The organism is Myceligenerans salitolerans (assembly GCF_017349295.1).
Taxonomy (GTDB): domain Bacteria; phylum Actinomycetota; class Actinomycetes; order Actinomycetales; family Cellulomonadaceae; genus Myceligenerans; species Myceligenerans salitolerans.
In genome coordinates this window covers 57,619-75,557 of record NZ_JAFMPK010000034.1, presented here as the reverse complement: position 1 = coordinate 75,557, position 17,939 = coordinate 57,619, and the positions used below count along the sequence as shown (strand labels likewise).

The following is a 17,939-nucleotide window of genomic DNA, read 5'->3' as shown; positions in this document are numbered from 1 at the left end:
GACAGGCGGACGTCGACACCCGTGTCGATCCCCTCTTGCGGTGCCTTCAGCGGAACTTCTCGACCGAGCGCCCATGCGCCGGCGGCCGGTACTCGTCGTCGTACTCGATCAGGTCCTCCACCGCCTGGCGGAGCCAGTCGTAGAAGTCCGCGAACTCGGCGACGTGCTCCCATCCGGGCGAGGCGAAGTCGTGCACGATGACGACCTGGCCGTCCCGCTCGATGTCCCAGCAGGCGATGTCGTCGTTGTCGATCCGCTCGGCGAACGGGACCAGGACTCGCTCCCGGTAGCGGTCCCGCAGCCCGGTCGCGCGGCGCGCGAGCCGCTCCCCGCTGAGGATTCGCCAGGGCTCCAGGTCGACGATCCCCAGCTCCACCACACGGAGGAACTCTCGCGGATAGGTGAACCCGGACGGCAGCTCCGCGGGCTCGAGACTCAGCGACACAGGTCGTCGATCCACTCGCGGAGCCTGGGTAGTCCGTCGGCGGCCTCGGCGATGATCTGATCTGCAGGCCGGCGACGCTCTGGCGCCAAGCGCATCGCGACATGCATCAGGTCGGCGTGGGGCACGACGACACGATGTGGGTCGACGGTTCCACCGAATCGCTCACCTCCGTGGTGCTCGCCCTGCACGTCGTGGAGCCCGAGCCCGTGTGCGAAGTACCACAGGGCGTCCCACGCGTCCGCGGCCAGGATCGCCACGTCCCCCTCCGAGCCGATGTACACCACCGGCTGGCCGGCCAGATCCGCGCCGTCGCGGATCATCCAGGAGGCAACGTACCCGCCGCCCCGGTCCATACCGAAGGGTCGCACCTCCTGCCCCGTGACCTCGGGGTTCCCCGTCCACAGGCGAAACCACCAGCCCGTCTCGGCGGCGGGCTCCAGCTGAGGGTAAGGCTCGAAGTCGACACCGCGGCCCTCGTCGTAGTCGTAGACCGCGTCCATGATCGCTCGCAGCGGCGCCGGAGCATCATCGGGCACCGGCGGGCCGACCACCTCTTCGACCCACGCCGCGACGACAGCGAGGTCTTCCCCGGTGATGCCCGTGGTCGGGCGAACCTGGTGCAGCAGAGCGGGGGCGGGATGCGCCGCCTCGATCCACTGCCGGTCGAAGTCGCGGATCTCGTCATCCAGCCAGACGAACGGCCGCCCTGCCGCATGCCGGACGAGAGACTGAGTCTTCCAGTGCAACGCTGCCGGGACGGGGAGGTCCGGCTCGTCGAAGTCCACGACCGCAAGCCGCGGCAACGCGAGAACCGGAGCGATCACCTCATTGGCGTCCTCACCCCACGCCGTCGCCCACACCAGCTCGCACGACAACCCGAGCAGACGCGCCCCCAGTCCCCTGTCCACCATCGATATCTGCGGATTAGCTCCCGAACGCCACCCCGCTGGGTCGTCGACCGCCGCCGCGCGGTGCCCTGCTCCCAGCGGAATCACGGCGCCGTCGACGTCGAGAAACACCAGCGGACGCGCGGTCTGGATCACCGCGACACCCTATCCGGCTGAGCGCAAGGCCAGGATGCGCGTGCCCGCGTCACGCCTCATGAGTCAGGAGTGTCATCGGGAGCAGGTTCATCATCCAACCGTGGCCCTTGCGGCCGGCGGTCAGGGCCCTGCGGTTCGCCAGAACGTCTGCCGCCACCAGTCGAGAGTGGTTGGGCCGGCCAGAGAAGCGAGGACATCCACCACGCGACTCGCGGCGCCGATCACGTGAGGGCGCCGGTAAGCGCGGCGAAGAACACCACGACGCCGATGACGGCGAAGCCGACACCGAACACCCGCGAGAAGATCGCGATTGTTCGATGACTCGACGGCCCCGGCGTCTTCAGGAACCGCTGAATCCGCACCTGCACATCTGCGTGCTGCTTCGCGAACACCGCGAAGCCGACACCCATCGCGACTGCGAGCACACCCCAGCACAAAGCGAACACCTGCGGACCGGTCACGATCGCGAAGACTACCTGCCCAGCAGGACTTCTCAGCAGGTCGAGTGGATCAACGCGGCGACCGCGCGCGTCGCGGCGACCTCGTTGTAGAGAGCGACGGCGTCCTCGGTCGGCGCGACGTGAACCTCCATGCCGAGCGATTCGGCGTAGCGGACCGTGTCCTCGTGGACGCCCAGCCGTGACTCCATGCCACGGGACAAGACGAGCACCTCGATCCCCACAACCGTCGCCTCGGCACCGGTCACGGCGACTACCTGGTCGACGTCGGATGGCTGGATACCCGGACGATGCCGTGTACCTGTCACACCCCAGTCCCACCCGACCGCGCCACCCGGATACAGGATCACGTCCTTGAATCGGCCGACGCCCTCGACATCGACTACTCCCCAACCAAGGTCTGCCACCTTCGGCGAACTCGGACCGCCCATGACGTGGTCATTCATGCCGACACGACTCGGCGTCGTCGCGAGATCCAGTTGGATCGCCTTGGGCCAGCACGAGCTCGTTCATACGCGGAGGGTACCGGCGAGCCGTGGAGAAGCCTTCCGGAGCTGCAAGGCCTGAGGCCTCATGATCTGGGCGTCGAACAGGACGCATCAGTCCGAACAGCTTCCGACCTCGCCGATCGCGTCACGAAGGCCTGCCCAAGCTACCGCCTGGCCGCCGAGGCGTACCACCTTGGACAAGCGCATCGACCCCTGCCCGGTGGCCTTGACCGTCTCTCCGGACAGGACGTAGAAGTGCCACTTGGCAATGTCCAGCCCGTCGTAAAGCTCGTCCTGCGTGGTCGTGTGAACGGCGAACACGTAGACGTCGGCAATATGAGCCGGTCCCATCGTGTTGGTCGCCGCATGCCACGACCTCTTTCCCGGCCGTCCCGGCAGCCCCGAGAATGAGATGACCGGCGCACCCGTCCGCGACCAAACCTCGCCAGGAGCGTGATGTCCCGGCGCTGAGCGCCGATGCCAAGGCCGTGGTATCCGTCCTTCGCTGGGCCTTCCTGGAGATCCGCGCCGTCCGTTACCCCGCCGAGGCACGCTCCGGCGTCGTCATCGGCCTGGCCAAGATGATCCGCGGCGCCGGTGCCGCCCTGTTCTCCATCTCGACGATCAATGACGTAGCGGCACGCGATGAGCGGCTCCGTGACCTCATCACCCAGCTCGCCACGCGAAGCCCCGGAGCATCACGGTGGATCCGCCAGCAGCTCGGATCGACCCAGACAGGTCGACCGGACCTCGCCGCCCAGATCACCGAACTTCCGGCCGTCCCCCAGCCCACACGAGTCCTCGAGCATGAGCGCGCCGAGATCCGGCACCTGTCATGGACCTCCAGCCGCTGGCCGCACGGCAACCGGCCGACCGAGTTCCAGGCCGTGCTCGCCATCCCTGACCAGCACGACGTCTGGCGCGCCGCCCCCATCACCCACACTGGTCCGAACCGCGTACTCCTGACCACGACGACCTACGAGGTCGGCGGCCGATCCCATCGCTCGACGCCGTGACGTCACCGAGGGCGGCGCGCCGCCCTGAAGTCGCTTCGTAGATCAGTGGCAATCCTCAGCGATTCCCGGAACGTGGCCACTACCGTCGGGTCAGGGTCAGAAGACGGGGATCCGCCCAAGTGCGCGATCGTTGCCGACACATACCAAGCAGTCCCGCGGTCCTCACGACCGTCGAGTCGCTCGACGAACGACCGCATCCCCTCGATGGCGTCCGGCCCCACGATCAGCGCACTGACGGTTGCCAGCGGCCCCGCGGCATGCGCGCCTGTCACGTTGTTCCACGCGACGACGACCGCCTCGCGCACCTCCTCGGTAGGCACCGCCAGCGCGAACCACGCGCCCATGGTCAGTTCGCGCCACCCGTTGCCCTGCAGCAGCCACTCCACCTGCTCGGAAGTCACCTTCCCGCCAACTCTCACCAGCTTGCGGCGGAATCGGCCCGCCACCTGCGGATCTGCTTCGATCGGTGCCTCCACCAGGTGCATCTTCAGGTAGAACGGCCGCACAAGCCGTTCGATCAGCCGGATCTCCTCACGCGTGTAGTGACCAAAAGGAGAATCCCGGCCCTCGTCTGGAGTCCTCACGCTTCGAGCACAGCGCGGTCTCGGCGGGCAGGCGAGTTCTCGGCCCAGCGAACCACGCCGCCTATCATGCGGAGGCCGAACCAGACCGTCGCGATCACCACCCACGCCGGAAGTCCGCCAGCTGCAATCCCGGCCGACCAGGCCAGGGCACCGGCCGTCGCCATCGCCGGCTCACGCACTCCGAACACCAACACGCCGACCACCACCCCGAGAATCAGCAGCGCGACGTTGACAACAACGAACGCCAGCACGCGCCGACGCGCCCAAGAGACCAGGAGTGTCGAGGCCCCGACCACGACAAAGGCGAGGACGGTATACGCGATACCCGCGACCGTCGCCACGGCGAGCATGAACGGCAGGGCCAGCGGCCCACCCGCAGGCGCGTCGGTCACGATCGCCACCAACACCAGCACCACGTGGAGCACGAGCGCCAGCACCGGATACACCAGGATGGCGACGACTCCCCCGCCGCCGAAGCACGCCAGCGACACCACCACCGACCCGAGCCTCATGACCGCCCGACGCCTGCTCGGTACCGATTCACCCGCTACCACGTATCCCCCGTCCAGCTCGCCTCCTCAGCCCCTTGGACACACGCCCGAACCAGCAGTGAGATCACAGGAAGGCGCGGGTCTCACCATAGCGGCAGGCTCAGGTCAGAGCCGGGCCCTTATATGCCCTATCTCAACCCTCCGAACCCCGATCCGACCCCAATCGAAGCCCCCACCAACCCCACAACCGCCCATCCCTGCATTAAGATAGACCCGGGTCACCAGGCATTTCCGCCCGACTGATCCGTCCAACCAGATGCCGGCGAAGGTGTCTTCCAAACTGATTACGCGGGTTCGATTCCCGTCGCCCGCTCGCACGGCGAACGGGCGGGCCAGAAGCTCCTGACCCGCCCGTCGCGCCGTCCAGCACGTGGACCTTCCTCGCCTGCCCGTACAGGCCTAGCTCCCGGCATGGTGCCGGGAGCCCGTCGTCAGTCCACGTCTCCCCGCCAGGCACCGCTTTCGACGCCGCGGGCCTCGATGAACTCCTTGAAGCGCTCGAGGTCGCCCTGGACGCGGCGCTCGTCGGCGTTCAGGACGTCACCGACCTTCTCCGTCGCGTTGTCGGGCGTCCAGTCCAGCTGGACGGTGATCCTGGCCTGGTCGTCGTTGAGCCGGTGGAAGGTGACCACACCGGCCTGATCGGGCCCGGACAGGCTCTTCCAGGCCACGCGCTCGTCCGGGTGCTGCTCGGTGATCTCGGCCTCGAACTCGCGCTCGACACCGCCCACTCGCGTCTTCCAGTGGGTGTGGGTCGGGTCGACCTGACGGATCTCCTCGACCCCCTCCATGAACCGGGGGAACTCCTCGAACTGCGTCCACTGGTTGTACGCCGTTCTCACCGGGACATCGACGTCGACGGACTTCGTCACACTGGCCACGACGTTCTCCTTCCTCTCGGGTCCTTCCACCGTGGACCCCGATCCGGTCACTCGCTCGTCGAACGCCCGGCGGCACCCACCGGTCCGGGCGTCACCGCAGGCGAGTGCGCGTTGCGGGTGAGTGGGGGTCGTGGTTGCGTCGATCCATGAACGAACCCGACGGCAGGAAACGCAACGTCTTCGTGTTGGGCATGACCGACCTCCAGCGGGAGGAGCTCGAGAACATGCGGCGCGCCGCGCGCTACACGTTCCACTCGCTGCTCGACTACGAGACGCTCGTCCGCGACACGGACTACGATTTCGACGCGCTGCTCGACCAGGCACGCGCCCAGCTCTCCGACTTCTCCGAGCCGATCGACGCCATCGTGTGTCACTGGGACTTCCCGAGTTCCCTCGTGGCGCCCATCCTGTGCCACGAGTACGGCATTCCCGCACCGTCCGTGGCGAGCATGCTCAAGTGCGAGCACAAGTACTGGAGCCGGTTGGAGCAGCAGCAGTCGGTTCCCGAGGTGGTTCCCGGGTTCGCCGCGTTCGACCCGTTCGCCGACGACGCGCTGGACCAGGTGGGGCTGCCGTACCCGTTCTGGGTGAAGCCGGTGAAGGCACACTCGTCGAACCTGGGCTTCGAGATCCACGACGAGCAGGAGTTCGAGTCGGCCCTCGACGAGATCCGGGCTGAGATCACCAACGTCGGCAACGCCTTCAACCAGGTGCTGGACCGGGTCGACCTCCCGGAGGGCATCCGAGGTTCGGACGGCAACACCTGCCTGGCCGAGGAGATCATCACCGGGATCCAGGCCGCCCCCGAGGGGGTGGTCGCGCAGGGCAGGTTCAGCGTGCACGGCATCGTCGACATGCACCGTGACCCGTCCGGACACAGCATCGACCACATCGACTACCCCGCCGTGACGATCCCCGCCGAGGTGCAGCAGCGGATGGTCGACACCGCGGAACGGTTCATGCGTCACATCGGCTACGACGACGGCGCCTTCAACGTCGAGTACATGTGGGACCAGGAGACCGACCTCCTGCGGCTCATCGAGGTGAACACGCGCATCTCCCAGTCCCACACCGAGCTCTTTCTCAAGGTCGACGGCACGTCCAACCACGAGGTGGCCATCGACGTCGCGCTCGGGGAGCCCCCCGAGATGCCACGCCGGCAGGGGCCGTTCGCCGCCGCCGGCCAGTGGCACGTCTTCCACGACACCGACGCGGTCGTGCGCCGCGTGCCCGGTGACGAGGATCTGGCGGCCCTCGAACGGGCCCTTCCGGACACGAAGGTCGCTCTTCAGGTGAAGCCCGGTGACCGTCTCTCCGACCTGCCCCACCAGGACAGCTACCGGTACCGGCTGGCCAGTGTCTACCTCGGGGCGGAGGACCACGACCAGCTCGCCGACCGTTTCCGCCAGGCGGTGGACCTGCTGCCGTTCGAGTTCGATCCGGTACCCGAGGAGGCCCCTGCATGAGAACGGTCACCGAGCTGCCGCACGAGGTCGAGGCGATCGAGAACGTCTTCATCCCGCTGCGCGACGGTCAGCGCGTGGCCGCGCGGATGTGGGCACCGGTGGACGCGACGGCACATCCCGTGCCCGCCGTCGTCGAGTACATTCCCTATCGCAAACGTGATGCCACCCGGGGGCGTGACGCGTACAACCACCCGTACATCGCCGGGCACGGGTACGTCTGCGTGCGGGTCGACCTGCGCGGCAGCGGCGACTCCGACGGCGTGCTGGTGGACGAGTACCGTCCCCAGGAGCTCCATGACGCCGAGGACGTGATCGCCTGGCTCGCGGAGCAGCCGTGGTGCGACGGCAACGTCGGGATGATGGGCATTTCCTGGGGCGGTTTCAACAGTCTTCAGGTGGCTGCTGTCGCGCCACCCGCACTCAAGGCGGTCATCAGCGCGTCGGCCACCGACGACCTGTACGTGGACAACATGCACTACATGGGTGGCTGCCTGCTCGCGGACAACCTGTCCGAGGCGACGGTGATGTTCGCGTTCAACAGCCTGCCGCCCGATCCCGCCGTCGTCGGCGACCGGTGGCGCGCGATGTGGCGGGAACGGCTCGAGGGCAGCGGGCTCTGGCTCGACACCTGGTTGCGGCACCAGCGCCGGGACGACTACTGGAAGCCGGCGTCGGTCTGCGAGGACTACTCCCGGGTGCGCTGCCCGGTGATGGCCGTCGGTGGCTGGGCCGACGGCTACACCAACGCGATCTTCCGGCTCCTGGAGAAGCTCGACGTCCCCCGCAAGGGCCTGATCGGCCCCTGGGGTCACCGTTATCCGCATCTCGGCGTCCCGGGACCGGCCATCGGCTTCCTCCAGGAGGTGGTGCGCTGGTGGGACCACTGGCTCAAGGGGGTGGACACGGGCCTGCAGGACGAGCCGATGCTGCGCGCGTGGATGCAGGACAGCGTCCCGCCCAGTGCCTCCTACGAGGACCGGCCGGGCCGATGGGTCACCGAACCGAGCTGGCCTGCGCCCGGTGTCGAGGACCAGGAGTACCGCTTCGCGCCCCACCAGCTGTCACCGGCGGGCGGCCAGGTGGCTGGCGAGCCCGACGAAGCGGGCGAGCAGCGGGTGAGCCTGCTCTCGCCCCTGAGCGTCGGCATGTTCGCCGGCAAGTGGGCGTCCTACTCGGCGGTGCCCGATCTGCCGTACGACCAGCGCGAGGAGGACGGCGGCGCCCTCGTGTTCGAGACGGAGCCGCTCGCCGAGCCCGTGGAGATCCTCGGCCTGCCGCGCGTCACGCTCGAGGTCTCCTCGGACCGCCCGGTGGCGCAGCTCGCGATCCGGTTGTCCGACGTCGCGCCGGACGGGGAGGCGACCCGCGTGACGTACGGGGTGCTGAACCTGACGCACCGCGAGGGCAGCGAGAACCCGCAACCGCTCGAGCCCGGCCGCACCTACCCGGTGACGGTCCAGCTCAACGGCATCGCCCAGTCCCTGCCCGCCGGGCACCGGCTGCGGGTGTCCATCTCGACCTCGTACTGGCCGCTGATCTGGCCGGCTCCCGAACCTGCGACCGTGACGATCACGACGAGCAGCAGTGCCCTTCACCTGCCGGTCCGCCGCCCTCGCCCGGACGACGCGGACCACCGGCCGTTCGGAGTCCCGGAGGCCGCCGAGGAGGACGAGACCACGGTGCTGGGCACCGGCCGGCACTCGTGGCGCGTCACGCGGGACCTCGCCACGGACGTCTCGACGCTGGAGATCGTCAACGACCAGGGCACCTTCCGGCTCGAGGACACCGGCACGGTCATTCACCGCGACACCCGCGAGTGGTACAGCTTCCGGTGGAACGACGTGACCTCCGCACGCGGCGAGACGCGTACCGTCCGCCGGCTGGAGAACGGCGACGACTGGCGCGTCGAGGTGGTCACCCGAACGGTCCTGACGTGCACGGCGTCGGACTTCCTGATCAACGCTCAGCTCGACGCGTACGAACTCGACGAGGAGCAGGGGCACCCGCGGGTCTACTCGCAGAACTGGCAGCGACGGATCGCCCGCGACCTGGTATGACGCTCCGTCATCCCAGCTCCTCGGCCAGCGCGACGATGATTCCGGCCGGCCCGCGCACGTAGCAGAGCCGGTAGGAGTCCTCGTACTGCGTCAGCTCGCCCACGAGTTGCGCGCCGACCGCCCGCAGGCGGGCGAGGCTGTCGTCGATGTCGTCGACGGCGAACATCACGCTGCGCAGGCCGAGCGTGTTGGGCGGCGGGTTACCCGGGTCGGCGACGACCGCCTCCGGGTGGTGGAACTTCGTCAGCTCGAGGCGGCCCTGCCCGTCGGGCGTCCGCATCATCGCGATGTCGACCCGGATGTCCTCGATCCCGTTGAGGCGGTCCACCGAGGGGCCCTCGATCGGTGACGTGCCCTCCAGGTCCATACCGAGCTGGGTGAAGAATGCGACGGCTTCGTCGAGGTCGTCCACGACGACGCTCACGTGGTGCATCTGCTGGATGGTCATGATCGTTCTCCTTCGTGGTCGCCGGCCGGTGACGGCCGCTGTACCCCTGGGACGGAACCGGTGCCGGGTTCTCGACATCCGTGCCGGACCGGCAGCAGAGGGTGCGCAGCCGCGGACCGGTCCCTTGGCCCGCACCCCTGCTCAGCGCAGTCTCGGCCCGCTGGTGGTCCCGGCGTTGGCAGTCCGCCTGTGGGTGGGGGTCGCCGTCATGGGTGCGCTGTTCCCCTACGTCGTGCTCCACGGGCCGCGCCACGGAGCGGGTCGTGTCGAGGCGCCGCACGCCGCCGAGGCGTAGGGTCGGACGACGAGCGACCCCGGAGGTGACCCGATGACCCGCTACGCGATCGACGCCCCCACCCTGCTGCGCCTCGTGGACGACAGCGTGCCCGTGGACCCGACGCATCAGCTCGTGGCACCGAAGTCGATCCACGCCGACGCCCTCACCCGGCTGCTGCACGACGTCCGTGCCGGCACCCGTACCGAGGACGACGCCCTCGCCGCGCACGAGCAGATCACGAGCCGCAAGCTGCGCCTGCTCGGCGATCGTGTCTCCCGTCGCGTCGCCTGGCAGCTGGCCCGGGAGCACGACTGGGAGGACCTGCGCGAGGCCGAGTACCTGGCGGTGTGCCGTCTTCAGGCGGACGCCCTCATCACCGTCGATCCGGCACTCACCGCCCGTGCGGCGGGCATCGTCCCGACCGCACCGCTGGACGCCTTGCTCGCCAGCCACGTGACCGACCGCTGAACCCTACGCACCGACAGTCGCGGATAGTTCGCATTATCGGTCTGGACGTCTGAACGGCGGGAGCCCGAGACTCGATCCGACAAGGCCCGGCGCGCCCTTCCCGCGCCGCCGCGCACCGGAGCACGGCGGCCGCCCGGGCCGGAGGAAGGTCGCCATGGAACCCGACCGCAAGCTCATGCTGAACCGCAGGACCCTGCTCATCGGCGCCGCCGCCGTCGGCTCGGCCGCCGCGCTGGGCTTCGCACCCCCCGCGAGCGCCGCCGTGCCGGGCTTCCCGACGTTCACGCGTCTGGGTGCGGCGCTGGACAGGTCGTCGCTCTCGTACGAGCCTGCCCGGAAGGAGATCATCTTTCCCTCCGTCCGGAGGGTCGCCGGCAGGCTCCCGAACCCGCTGGGTGCCTGGTACATGTACTACGCGCCGCACGACGACCCCGGGGGGATCTGCCTCGCGTACGCCGACTCCCTCGAGGGCCCGTGGCACGAGTTCGGGGGGAACCCGATCGTTCGCCGCGATCCGTACTCGGTGCCGCACGTGTCGAGCCCGCACGCCGTCTGGAACGACGCGGACGGCAAGATGTACCTGTACTTCCACGGCAACAACGCGACGACCCGCGTGTCCACGTCGACCGACGGGATCAACTTCACCTACGGCGACGTCGTCCTGACCACCGCGATGATGCCGTCGAACGTCACGGAGACGTCCTACGCCCGGGTGTTCCCTCACCCGACGCAGTCGGGCGTGTACATCATGCTGTTCATGGGCAACCAGGCGGGCACGCGCAAGATCTTCATCGGCTGGTCCCACTCGCTGGCCTCGGGCTGGCGGTTCAAGCCGGAACCGCTGATCTCGCCGGCCGCCGGGGAGGGCGGGCAGTTGTCCGGAGCGCACTACTGGTCGCGCAACGGTGGCGGGTACGTCGTCTACCACTCGGGGGCGGGAACCATGCACGTGGCCGACGTCGGCACCAGTTTCGACCGGGAGAACCACCTGGGCGTGCTGTACACCGAACCTGTCGCCACCCGTGCGGCGGCCCCGAGCTTCGCCGAGGAGGACGGCCGTCTGTACATGTTCTACGAGGCGGGCCGGCGCGGGGACACGAACATCGCCATCGCCCGCGCCAACTGAGCGAGCGGAAGGCTCCCGCCCGGTGGATCCGGGCGGGAGCCTTTCGTGCTCGTCGTCCTCACCCCTTGAGCCCGGTGTGCGCGAGCCCCTGGACGAACTGTCGTTGCGCCACGAGGAACACCGCGAGCACGGGCAGCACGGTGAGCGTCGTGGCGGCGAGCTGGACGTTCCACATGGGCCCGCCGTAGGCGTCGACGTACTGGGTCAGCGCCTGCGGCAGCGTGAAGTTGTCCTTGCTGGACAGGTACACGATGGGCTCGAGGTACAGGTTCCAGGACTTGAGGAACGTGAAGATCGCCACCGCGCCGAGCGCGGACCGAGACAGCGGCAGCGCGATCCGCCAGAAGATGCCCCAGCGTCCGAGGCCGTCCATCCGGCCGGCCTCCTCGAGTTCCACCGGGAGCGCGAGGAAGAACTGCCGCATGATGAACACGGCGAGCACCGCGGGCGCTCCGAGCACGGGGATGACGATGAGCGGCCAATGGGTGTCGATCAGCCCGAGGCTGTTGACGATCCGGAACAGCGGCACGATCGTCACCTCGGACGGCACGAGCAGCCCGGCGAGCACGAGCACGAACAGCGCGTTGGCTCCGGGGAATCGGATCCGCGCGAACGCGTAGCCGGCCATGGCGGCCACCAGCATCGTGCCGATCGTGACGACCGCGGCGATGTACAGCGAGTTCCAGTACTGCTGCGCGAACGGCTGCAGCGCGAACACCTGGCCGTATGCCTCGAACGTCGGATCCTGGGGCCAGACGGTCGGTACCGCCTGCAGGATCTCGCTCATCGGCTTCAGGCTGGAGGTCGCCATCCACCAGGTGGGGAACACGAACGGGATGCTGAGCAGGAGGAGCAGGGCGATGAGCGAGCCGCGAGCCCAGCGCCGGCGAGCTCGTAGGCCCGCCCGCGACACGTGCGGCCGGTCCGGCGGCGGGCGGTCCTGCCGTGGCCCGCCCAGGATCATCGAGGGCTCGTTCTGCGCCCCGGGCGCCGTGGCACCGGGCCGCTCGGCACCCGGACGGCCGCCGGACCGCTCGGCACCCGGATGGTTGCCGCCCGCAGGGGGCATGACCTCAGACTTCATGGAAGACCCACCTCTTGCGCGACTGCCACTGCAGGAGCGTCAGCACGAGGACGATGACGAACAGGAGCACGGCGATCGCGCTGGCGTAGCCGAACTCGTTGAACCGGAACGCCTGCTGGTACAGGTAGTAGACGAGCACGGTGGTCGAGTTGCCCGGACCCCCGCCGGTCAGGACGTCGATCTGCGCGAAGACCTCCAGCGATCCCACGATGGTGATGATCGAGACGAGCAGGATCGTCGGGCTGATCATGGGCAGCGTGATCGACCGGAACCGGCGCCAGGCGCCGGCGCCGTCGAGCCGAGCCGCCTCCTGCAGTTCCACGGGTACGCCCTGGAGGGCGGCGAGGAACAGGATCATGTTCAGCCCGACGTTCTTGAACACCTGGACCACGATCACCGAGAGCATCGCGGTGGTCTCGTGCCGCAGCCAGTTCGGCCCTTCCAGGCCGAGCGTCGACAGGAACCCGTTGATGCCGCCGTCGGCCTGCAGCAGGAAGCTCCACACGATCGTCCAGGCGACGAGCGACACGACGACGGGCGAGAAGAAGAAGGTGCGGAACGTCGTCGTGCCGGGCAGTTTCTGGTCGAGCAGGACCGCCAGCAGCAGCGCCAGCGTGATGTTCAGGACCACCAGCCCGATGGAGAACCACAGGCTCGCCAGCAGGGAGTCGGCCAGCCCGGGGTCCGCGAGCAGCCGTTCGTAGTTCGCCGTGCCGGCGAACGTGAAGGTGCCCGCCAGGACGTTCCACTCGTGCAGGGAGTACCAGACCACCATGCCGAGCGGCAGGACGACGAACGCGAGCGCGCCGAGCACCACCGGCGCCACCATCGTGTACCCGACGGCCCAGTCACGGCGCACCGCCTTCGACACCGGGGTCGCCTTCGACACCGGGCTCTCGGCCGCCGGTCCCCGCGGGACCGGCACCGACGCTGCTGCTGCCACGATCACTCCTCCAGGAGCGGCTGGATCACCGCGCACGTCTCGTCGAGGACGGCCGCGACGTCGGCGTCCTCGGTCCACATCGCGTCGAGCTGAGCCCGCACCGTCTCGGACAGCTTCGCGAAGTTCTGGTGGACCGGCTTGGTGACCGCGCCCTCGATCCCGTCCACGACGACGGTCTGCAGCTGCTCCTCGCTGAGCAGCGGGTTGGCGGCGGACAGCGTCCCGGCGTCCAGGAGGGACGCACGCGGCGGCGGGAAGTACGTCGCCAGCTTCTCGGCGTTGGCCGGGCTGGTGAAGGAGGCGAGGAAGTCGGCGGCCACGTCGGGGTTCTCCCCCTGCGTGAACACGCCGATGCCGGCCTGACCGATGACGTTCTGCTGCCCGGCCGGGCCCGCCGGGAGCGGGAGCAGGTCCCACTCGAACGAGCCGTCGAGCGCCGACGCGCGGCTGATCTGCGTGATCGTCATCGCGGCGTCGCCCGCGAAGAAGTCGGCCGTCGTGCCCGGGCCGGGCATCGCGCCGTCGTCGAACGTGGCGTCGTGGATCCACTGCATCGCCTCGACCATCTCCGGGTCGGTGAACGTGCACTGCGTCCCGTCCTCGCTCCACGGCGCGGCGCCCCAGCCGTCCCACACGGTCGAGAGGTTCTCCCAGAGCTGGTAGTCGAAGTCGCGCACCACCAGGCCCTGTTTGCCGGAGTCCTCGGCCGTGGCGGCGGCGATGTCGCGGGCGGCGTCGAACGTCCACTCCCCCGACGCGACGAGATCGGCCGGGTTCTCCTGCCCCGCGGCGGAGATCTGGTCGGTGTTCACGAACACGCCGAACGGGCTGTTGGAGAACGGGTAGGCGTACAGCCCGTCCCCGTCCTGCCAGAGCTCCAGGGTGCTCGGGACGAGGTCGTCGACGTCGTATCCCTCGGCGCTCTCCAGCACGGGCCGCAGATCCGCAAGCGCCCCGCTGGAGACGAACTCGGGGGCGTAGCTCTCCAGCACCCAGGCGAGGTCGGGCGGGTTGCCGCCCGCGAGCTGGGTGGTGAGGGTGGTGGTGTAGTCCTCGAACGGGACGGTCTCGAACGTGACGCCGGAGACGAGTTCGGGGTTCTCCTCGGCGTAGGCGTCGCCGATCTCCTGGAACAGGGCGAGGTGGTTCTCGTCGGCCGTCCAGACGGTCATGCGCAGCTCGACGGGTTCGGACGGGGTCTCGGGGTCGCCGAGGGCGGCGGGCTCCCCGGCGGAACAGGCGGTGAGGGTCAGGGCCGTGGCGAGCGCGGCGGCAGCGGCGGCGGCTCGCGGTCGGCGGATCGGGGTGTGCATCAGTGCTCCTTCGGACTGAGGGGTTCGGTGGCGTGGTCGGGCCGGTTCAGTAGGGATGGACCTCCCCTTCCGGCCAGCGCAGCTCGATCCCGGTGGCGGTGAGCTCGCGCTGGTAGTCGGCCAGCAGTTCGGGCTTCTCCTGGACCTCGTGGGGGACGTGGCCGGTGGCGAGACAGTGCGCGGCGAGGTGGCCGGCGGCCTCGCCGGCGTTCCACTCGACGGGGTGGAGGCGGTAGCACCCGTTGGTGATGTGGGTGGTGCCGATGTTCTTGTTCCCCGCGAGGAGGTTGGTGGTCCGGCGCGGCAGGAGGGCGCCGAGCGGGATCTCGAACGGTGTGGACGGCACGTCGATGTACGTGTCGCCGCCCGTGGAGGGGTGCAGGTCGATGCGGTACATGCCCACGCCCACGGAGTCGTCGTAGCGGGTGGCGCCGCGCTCGCCGCGCACGGCGTGGGAGACGTCGTTCTCGGTGACGGTGGTGACGGCGCGGATGCGGCGGGACTCCCGGTGGTAGGCGGCCTGCGCGAGGCCGTCGGCGCTGCCCATGACGTCGGGGCGCAGGCGGAGGCCGGGAAACCCGGTGCCGCCGTCGGCCCGCGGGGCCTCGGTCTGCATCCAGTAGAGCATCGAGAGGCTCAGCTGGCGGGCGTCGGCGATCCGCGCCTGTTCCACCTCGCGGGGCACGTCGAGGACGTGGTCGAGGAAGTAGTCGATGCTGGGCCAGTTCACGAGGCACAGGTCGCTGTCACGGAACCCGGGTTCCAGCAGGTCGCGGGCGGCGATGCGGCGGAACAGCCAGAGGTTGCCGTCGCCGGCGTTCTTGGACTGGTCGGCGTCGACCCGGAGCGGGTCGTCCCCGGGGTTGGGGGTGAAACTGCGCTCGTCGAGCACGAGGGTGCGCGGGTTGGGGGCCGTCCAGGACAGGAGGCGCTCGCCGCGCCATGCGGCGGGCGCGTAGGAGCGCCAGAAGTCGTAGCGTTCGGGGCGGTCGATCGTGTGGTCGCCGCCCGTGTGCTCGACGGCGAAGCAGACGCTCAGCGCCTGCACGTTGTCCGGCTGGGCGATGTCGGGTGCGCTGGGCTCGCCCGTCTCGGACGCGGCCTCGAAGCCGGTGACGTACTCGGTGCCGGTGAGCGGGAGTAGTTCGCCGGTCTCCGTCGTGTCGATCGTGTAGGCGGCGCTCACGGTGACGTCGGGGCCTCCGACGACGGAGCCGAGCGTCACGGAGGTCACCCGGTCCCCGTCGGTCGTGGCCGACGTCGGGCGTACGCGCTCCAGGAGCCGGATGCGCCCGGAGGAGCGGTAGGGGGCGAGCATCTCCTCCAGCACGCCGACGGCGACCCGCGGCTCGTGGCACAGCTTGGAGACCCAGCCGGCGCCGGGGTTGAGCGCCGGCCACGCGCGGGCCGCGCCGGTGAGCGGGTACCGGCGCCGGTAGACGTCGCGGATGCCATCACGCAGGGTGCGGTAGCGGGCGGTCACGCCGAAGCGCTCGACCCAGGGGTGCTCGTCGGGCGGCACCGCCTGGGAGGTGAGCTGGCCGCCGATCCAGGGGTGCTCCTCGGTGAGGACGACGCGGGCGCCGCGTCCGGCGGCGGCGAGGGCCGCGGCGATGCCGCCGAGGCCGGCGCCGACGACGAGCACGTCGGTCTGCAGGTCTTGCTGGGTCACGTGGGGGTCCGTCCTGTCGTCGGGGTGCGGGTGGGCGGGGCGCAGCGGGCGTGCGGTGAGGGGCGGGTGCGGGCGGTCAGGCGCGGGCCGGCGTCCGGTCAGGGAACGCGGGCCGGACGGTCGGTGCCGGACGGCGGTGGGACGGCGGTCGCGCCCTCCACGTCCGGGCAGTTCAGCAGCTGATGGAGTTCGGTCCCGGGGACGGCGTGGGCGCGCCGGGCCTCACGGTCCCGCCGTCCGCCGTCGTCGGCGACGAGACGCGAGAGCAGGTACAGGGCACGCACCCCCATCTCCTCGCGCGGTACGGAGAAGCCGGACCAGCGCCGCCCTCCCCTGCGGGGGTGGTGGGGCTGGCCGAGGAGCAGCACGGACACGTCGACGGGCACGCGTGCGCCACGGCGCTCGAGTTCGTCGGCGAGTTCCTCGGGGTGGTTCTCGGGCGCGACGACGACGGCGGTGAGCGAGCGGGCGAGGATCTCGGCCGCGGCCGCGGCGACGTCGTCGGCCTCGACGAACGACGGCGTCAGTCCCTGCGCCTTGAGCGCCGTGCGGTATCCCTCGACGCGGTCGAGCGTGGGCTGGTCGGTGCCACGCACGCCGATGTAGCCGATGTGGCGGTGTCCGAGTGCGGTGAGACGGTGGACCTGCCGCGTCGTGGCCCCGACGTAGTCGGCTCCGACATAGGGCAGGCGGCCGCCGTCGCTGCCGCGCTTGCCGATGAAGACGAACGGGTAGTTCGTGTCGAGCAGGTGCTGCAGCTCGCCGCGGTCCTCGTGCTGGCCGAGCAGGAGACAGCCGTCCGCCACGCCGAGGCGCTGCCAGCCGTCACGCGTGAGCTGCCGGCGCCCGCCCGTGGCGGGAGCGCTCGTGAAGAGCAGCAGATCGACGCCGAGGCGTTCGGCGGCGTGCTCGATCCCGACGAGGAACGGCCCGTAGAAGTCGCGGCCGGCGCGGGGGAACGTGGCCTCGTAGGTGAACACGCCCAGGATCTGGGTCAGGCCGCCCGCCAGGCGCTGTGCGAGCGGGTTCGCCGTGTAGCCGGTGATGCGGATCGCGTCGAGCACGCGCTGGCGGGTCTCCTCGCCGATGCGTACACCGGCCGGCGTGTTGCCGTTGAGCACGAACGAGACGGTGGCCTGGCTGACGCCCGCCATCGCGGCGACGTCCGTCTGGGTGATGCGGCGACGCGGCACGGTTCCTCCTCGAACGTCTCGCCCGGTCCTCGACGACGTCCTGAGTCTCACCGCCCGCCGATCACGCGGTCAATCCGGTAATACGCATTATTAGCGAGCCGGACTGTGCTCCACGGTGGCGTCGGCGCGGCGTGACACACTCTTCCCTGTCGGACGTCTACGTCAGGAGCAGCGCGTGGCCATCAGGTCGTCCCGCATCACGAAGATCGTTCTCGGATGGGTGGTGATCCTCGCCCTGCTCGTTCCCGCCGTCCTCCAGTTCGCCGCGATCACCCGAGCCGATCCCGCCCTGTTCTGGGGCATCGCCGCGATCGTGCTGCTCGGCGCCTGGCTCTGGCGTGCGATCAACCGGGCCGCCGCGGTGGACCAGAGGCGCGACGACCACGACGACCAGCCCTCCCGCCGCGACGACGGCTGGTGACCGCG

21 protein-coding genes are annotated in these 17,939 nt (G+C 69.7%); 7 read left to right on the top strand and 14 right to left on the bottom strand.

Features of this window, described 5'->3' with window-relative positions:
• Positions 1 to 46 precede the first annotated feature (46 nt).
• The 5 genes from J0911_RS08760 to J0911_RS08740 all read right to left on the bottom strand — a co-directional run bounded on the left by J0911_RS08760 (position 47) and on the right by J0911_RS08740 (position 2,785).
• Positions 47 to 460, bottom strand: a complete 414-nt coding sequence (locus J0911_RS08760; protein WP_307864989.1) for a hypothetical protein — start codon at positions 458 to 460, stop codon at positions 47 to 49.
• On the bottom strand, positions 436 to 1,488 hold the full coding sequence (locus J0911_RS08755; protein ID WP_207275073.1) for an HAD domain-containing protein: 1,053 nt from the start codon (positions 1,486 to 1,488) through the stop codon (positions 436 to 438). Before J0911_RS08755 ends, J0911_RS08760 begins: the two co-directional genes overlap by 25 nt.
• Positions 1,489 to 1,709: 221 nt before the next feature.
• Complete coding sequence (locus J0911_RS08750) at positions 1,710 to 1,949, bottom strand: hypothetical protein (protein WP_123815192.1); 240 nt, start codon at positions 1,947 to 1,949, stop codon at positions 1,710 to 1,712.
• Between the two features lie 32 nt (positions 1,950 to 1,981).
• Positions 1,982 to 2,377 carry an MTH938/NDUFAF3 family protein gene (locus J0911_RS08745; protein WP_207275072.1) on the bottom strand — a complete coding sequence of 132 codons (396 nt, stop codon included), beginning with the start codon at positions 2,375 to 2,377 and terminating at the stop codon, positions 1,982 to 1,984.
• Between the two features lie 168 nt (positions 2,378 to 2,545).
• A complete protein-coding gene (locus J0911_RS08740) occupies positions 2,546 to 2,785 on the bottom strand; it encodes a hypothetical protein (protein WP_207275071.1) in 240 nt (79 codons plus the stop codon).
• A gap of 137 nt (positions 2,786 to 2,922) precedes the next feature.
• Between J0911_RS08740 and J0911_RS08735 the strand changes: the two genes are divergently transcribed.
• A complete protein-coding gene (locus J0911_RS08735) occupies positions 2,923 to 3,450 on the top strand; it encodes a hypothetical protein (RefSeq protein WP_207275070.1) in 528 nt (175 codons plus the stop codon).
• 2 nt (positions 3,451 to 3,452) lie between these two features.
• On the opposite strand, the gene J0911_RS08730 is transcribed toward J0911_RS08735, so the two are convergent.
• The 3 genes from J0911_RS08730 to J0911_RS08720 form a co-directional block, all read right to left on the bottom strand.
• Positions 3,453 to 4,034 carry a DUF6000 family protein gene (locus tag J0911_RS08730; RefSeq protein WP_207275069.1) on the bottom strand — a complete coding sequence of 194 codons (582 nt, stop codon included), beginning with the start codon at positions 4,032 to 4,034 and terminating at the stop codon, positions 3,453 to 3,455.
• Positions 4,031 to 4,531, bottom strand: coding sequence for a hypothetical protein (locus tag J0911_RS08725; RefSeq protein ID WP_207275068.1), 501 nt, complete (start codon positions 4,529 to 4,531; stop codon positions 4,031 to 4,033). The genes J0911_RS08730 and J0911_RS08725 overlap by 4 nt, the downstream gene beginning before the upstream one ends.
• Positions 4,532 to 5,016: 485 nt before the next feature.
• On the bottom strand, positions 5,017 to 5,466 hold the full coding sequence (locus tag J0911_RS08720) for an SRPBCC family protein (RefSeq protein WP_207275067.1): 450 nt from the start codon (positions 5,464 to 5,466) through the stop codon (positions 5,017 to 5,019).
• A 146-nt stretch (positions 5,467 to 5,612) separates the two neighbouring features.
• Between J0911_RS08720 and J0911_RS08715 the strand changes: the two genes are divergently transcribed.
• Together J0911_RS08715 and J0911_RS08710 are read left to right on the top strand one after the other, a co-directional pair.
• The gene (locus J0911_RS08715; protein WP_207275066.1) at positions 5,613 to 6,932 is read left to right on the top strand and encodes an ATP-binding protein; all 1,320 of its coding nucleotides are present in this window, start codon (positions 5,613 to 5,615) and stop codon (positions 6,930 to 6,932) included.
• On the top strand, positions 6,929 to 8,989 hold the full coding sequence (locus tag J0911_RS08710) for a CocE/NonD family hydrolase (protein WP_207275065.1): 2,061 nt from the start codon (positions 6,929 to 6,931) through the stop codon (positions 8,987 to 8,989). Before J0911_RS08715 ends, J0911_RS08710 begins: the two co-directional genes overlap by 4 nt.
• Before the next feature lie 7 nt (positions 8,990 to 8,996).
• Here J0911_RS08710 and J0911_RS08705 read toward each other — a convergent pair whose 3' ends face one another.
• On the bottom strand, positions 8,997 to 9,437 hold the full coding sequence (locus tag J0911_RS08705; protein WP_207275064.1) for a VOC family protein: 441 nt from the start codon (positions 9,435 to 9,437) through the stop codon (positions 8,997 to 8,999).
• A gap of 124 nt (positions 9,438 to 9,561) precedes the next feature.
• On the opposite strand from J0911_RS08705, the gene J0911_RS08700 reads away from it, so the two are divergent.
• The 3 genes from J0911_RS08700 to J0911_RS08690 all read left to right on the top strand — a co-directional run bounded on the left by J0911_RS08700 (position 9,562) and on the right by J0911_RS08690 (position 11,308).
• A complete protein-coding gene (locus J0911_RS08700) occupies positions 9,562 to 9,732 on the top strand; it encodes a hypothetical protein (protein ID WP_207275063.1) in 171 nt (56 codons plus the stop codon).
• A 33-nt stretch (positions 9,733 to 9,765) separates the two neighbouring features.
• The gene (locus J0911_RS08695; RefSeq protein ID WP_207275062.1) at positions 9,766 to 10,182 is read left to right on the top strand and encodes a hypothetical protein; all 417 of its coding nucleotides are present in this window, start codon (positions 9,766 to 9,768) and stop codon (positions 10,180 to 10,182) included.
• 154 nt (positions 10,183 to 10,336) lie between these two features.
• Positions 10,337 to 11,308: a glycoside hydrolase family protein gene (locus J0911_RS08690; protein WP_207275061.1), complete on the top strand. Its 972-nt coding sequence runs from the start codon at positions 10,337 to 10,339 to the stop codon at positions 11,306 to 11,308.
• 58 nt (positions 11,309 to 11,366) lie between these two features.
• Here the strand turns inward: J0911_RS08690 and J0911_RS08685 are convergent, their stop codons facing one another.
• The 5 genes from J0911_RS08685 to J0911_RS08665 all read right to left on the bottom strand — a co-directional run bounded on the left by J0911_RS08685 (position 11,367) and on the right by J0911_RS08665 (position 17,513).
• On the bottom strand, positions 11,367 to 12,392 hold the full coding sequence (locus tag J0911_RS08685) for a carbohydrate ABC transporter permease (protein WP_242636480.1): 1,026 nt from the start codon (positions 12,390 to 12,392) through the stop codon (positions 11,367 to 11,369).
• A complete protein-coding gene (locus tag J0911_RS08680) occupies positions 12,382 to 13,335 on the bottom strand; it encodes a carbohydrate ABC transporter permease (protein WP_307864988.1) in 954 nt (317 codons plus the stop codon). Before J0911_RS08680 ends, J0911_RS08685 begins: the two co-directional genes overlap by 11 nt.
• 2 nt (positions 13,336 to 13,337) lie before the next feature.
• A complete protein-coding gene (locus tag J0911_RS08675) occupies positions 13,338 to 14,648 on the bottom strand; it encodes an ABC transporter substrate-binding protein (protein ID WP_207275060.1) in 1,311 nt (436 codons plus the stop codon).
• 46 nt (positions 14,649 to 14,694) lie between these two features.
• Positions 14,695 to 16,320 carry an FAD-dependent oxidoreductase gene (locus J0911_RS08670; RefSeq protein ID WP_207275059.1) on the bottom strand — a complete coding sequence of 542 codons (1,626 nt, stop codon included), beginning with the start codon at positions 16,318 to 16,320 and terminating at the stop codon, positions 14,695 to 14,697.
• Positions 16,321 to 16,418: 98 nt separating this feature from the next.
• The gene (locus tag J0911_RS08665; RefSeq protein WP_207275058.1) at positions 16,419 to 17,513 is read right to left on the bottom strand and encodes a LacI family DNA-binding transcriptional regulator; all 1,095 of its coding nucleotides are present in this window, start codon (positions 17,511 to 17,513) and stop codon (positions 16,419 to 16,421) included.
• 175 nt (positions 17,514 to 17,688) lie between these two features.
• Between J0911_RS08665 and J0911_RS08660 the strand changes: the two genes are divergently transcribed.
• Entirely contained in the window at positions 17,689 to 17,934 is a 246-nt protein-coding gene (locus J0911_RS08660) for a hypothetical protein (RefSeq protein WP_207275057.1), read from the top strand.
• Positions 17,935 to 17,939 lie beyond the last annotated feature (5 nt).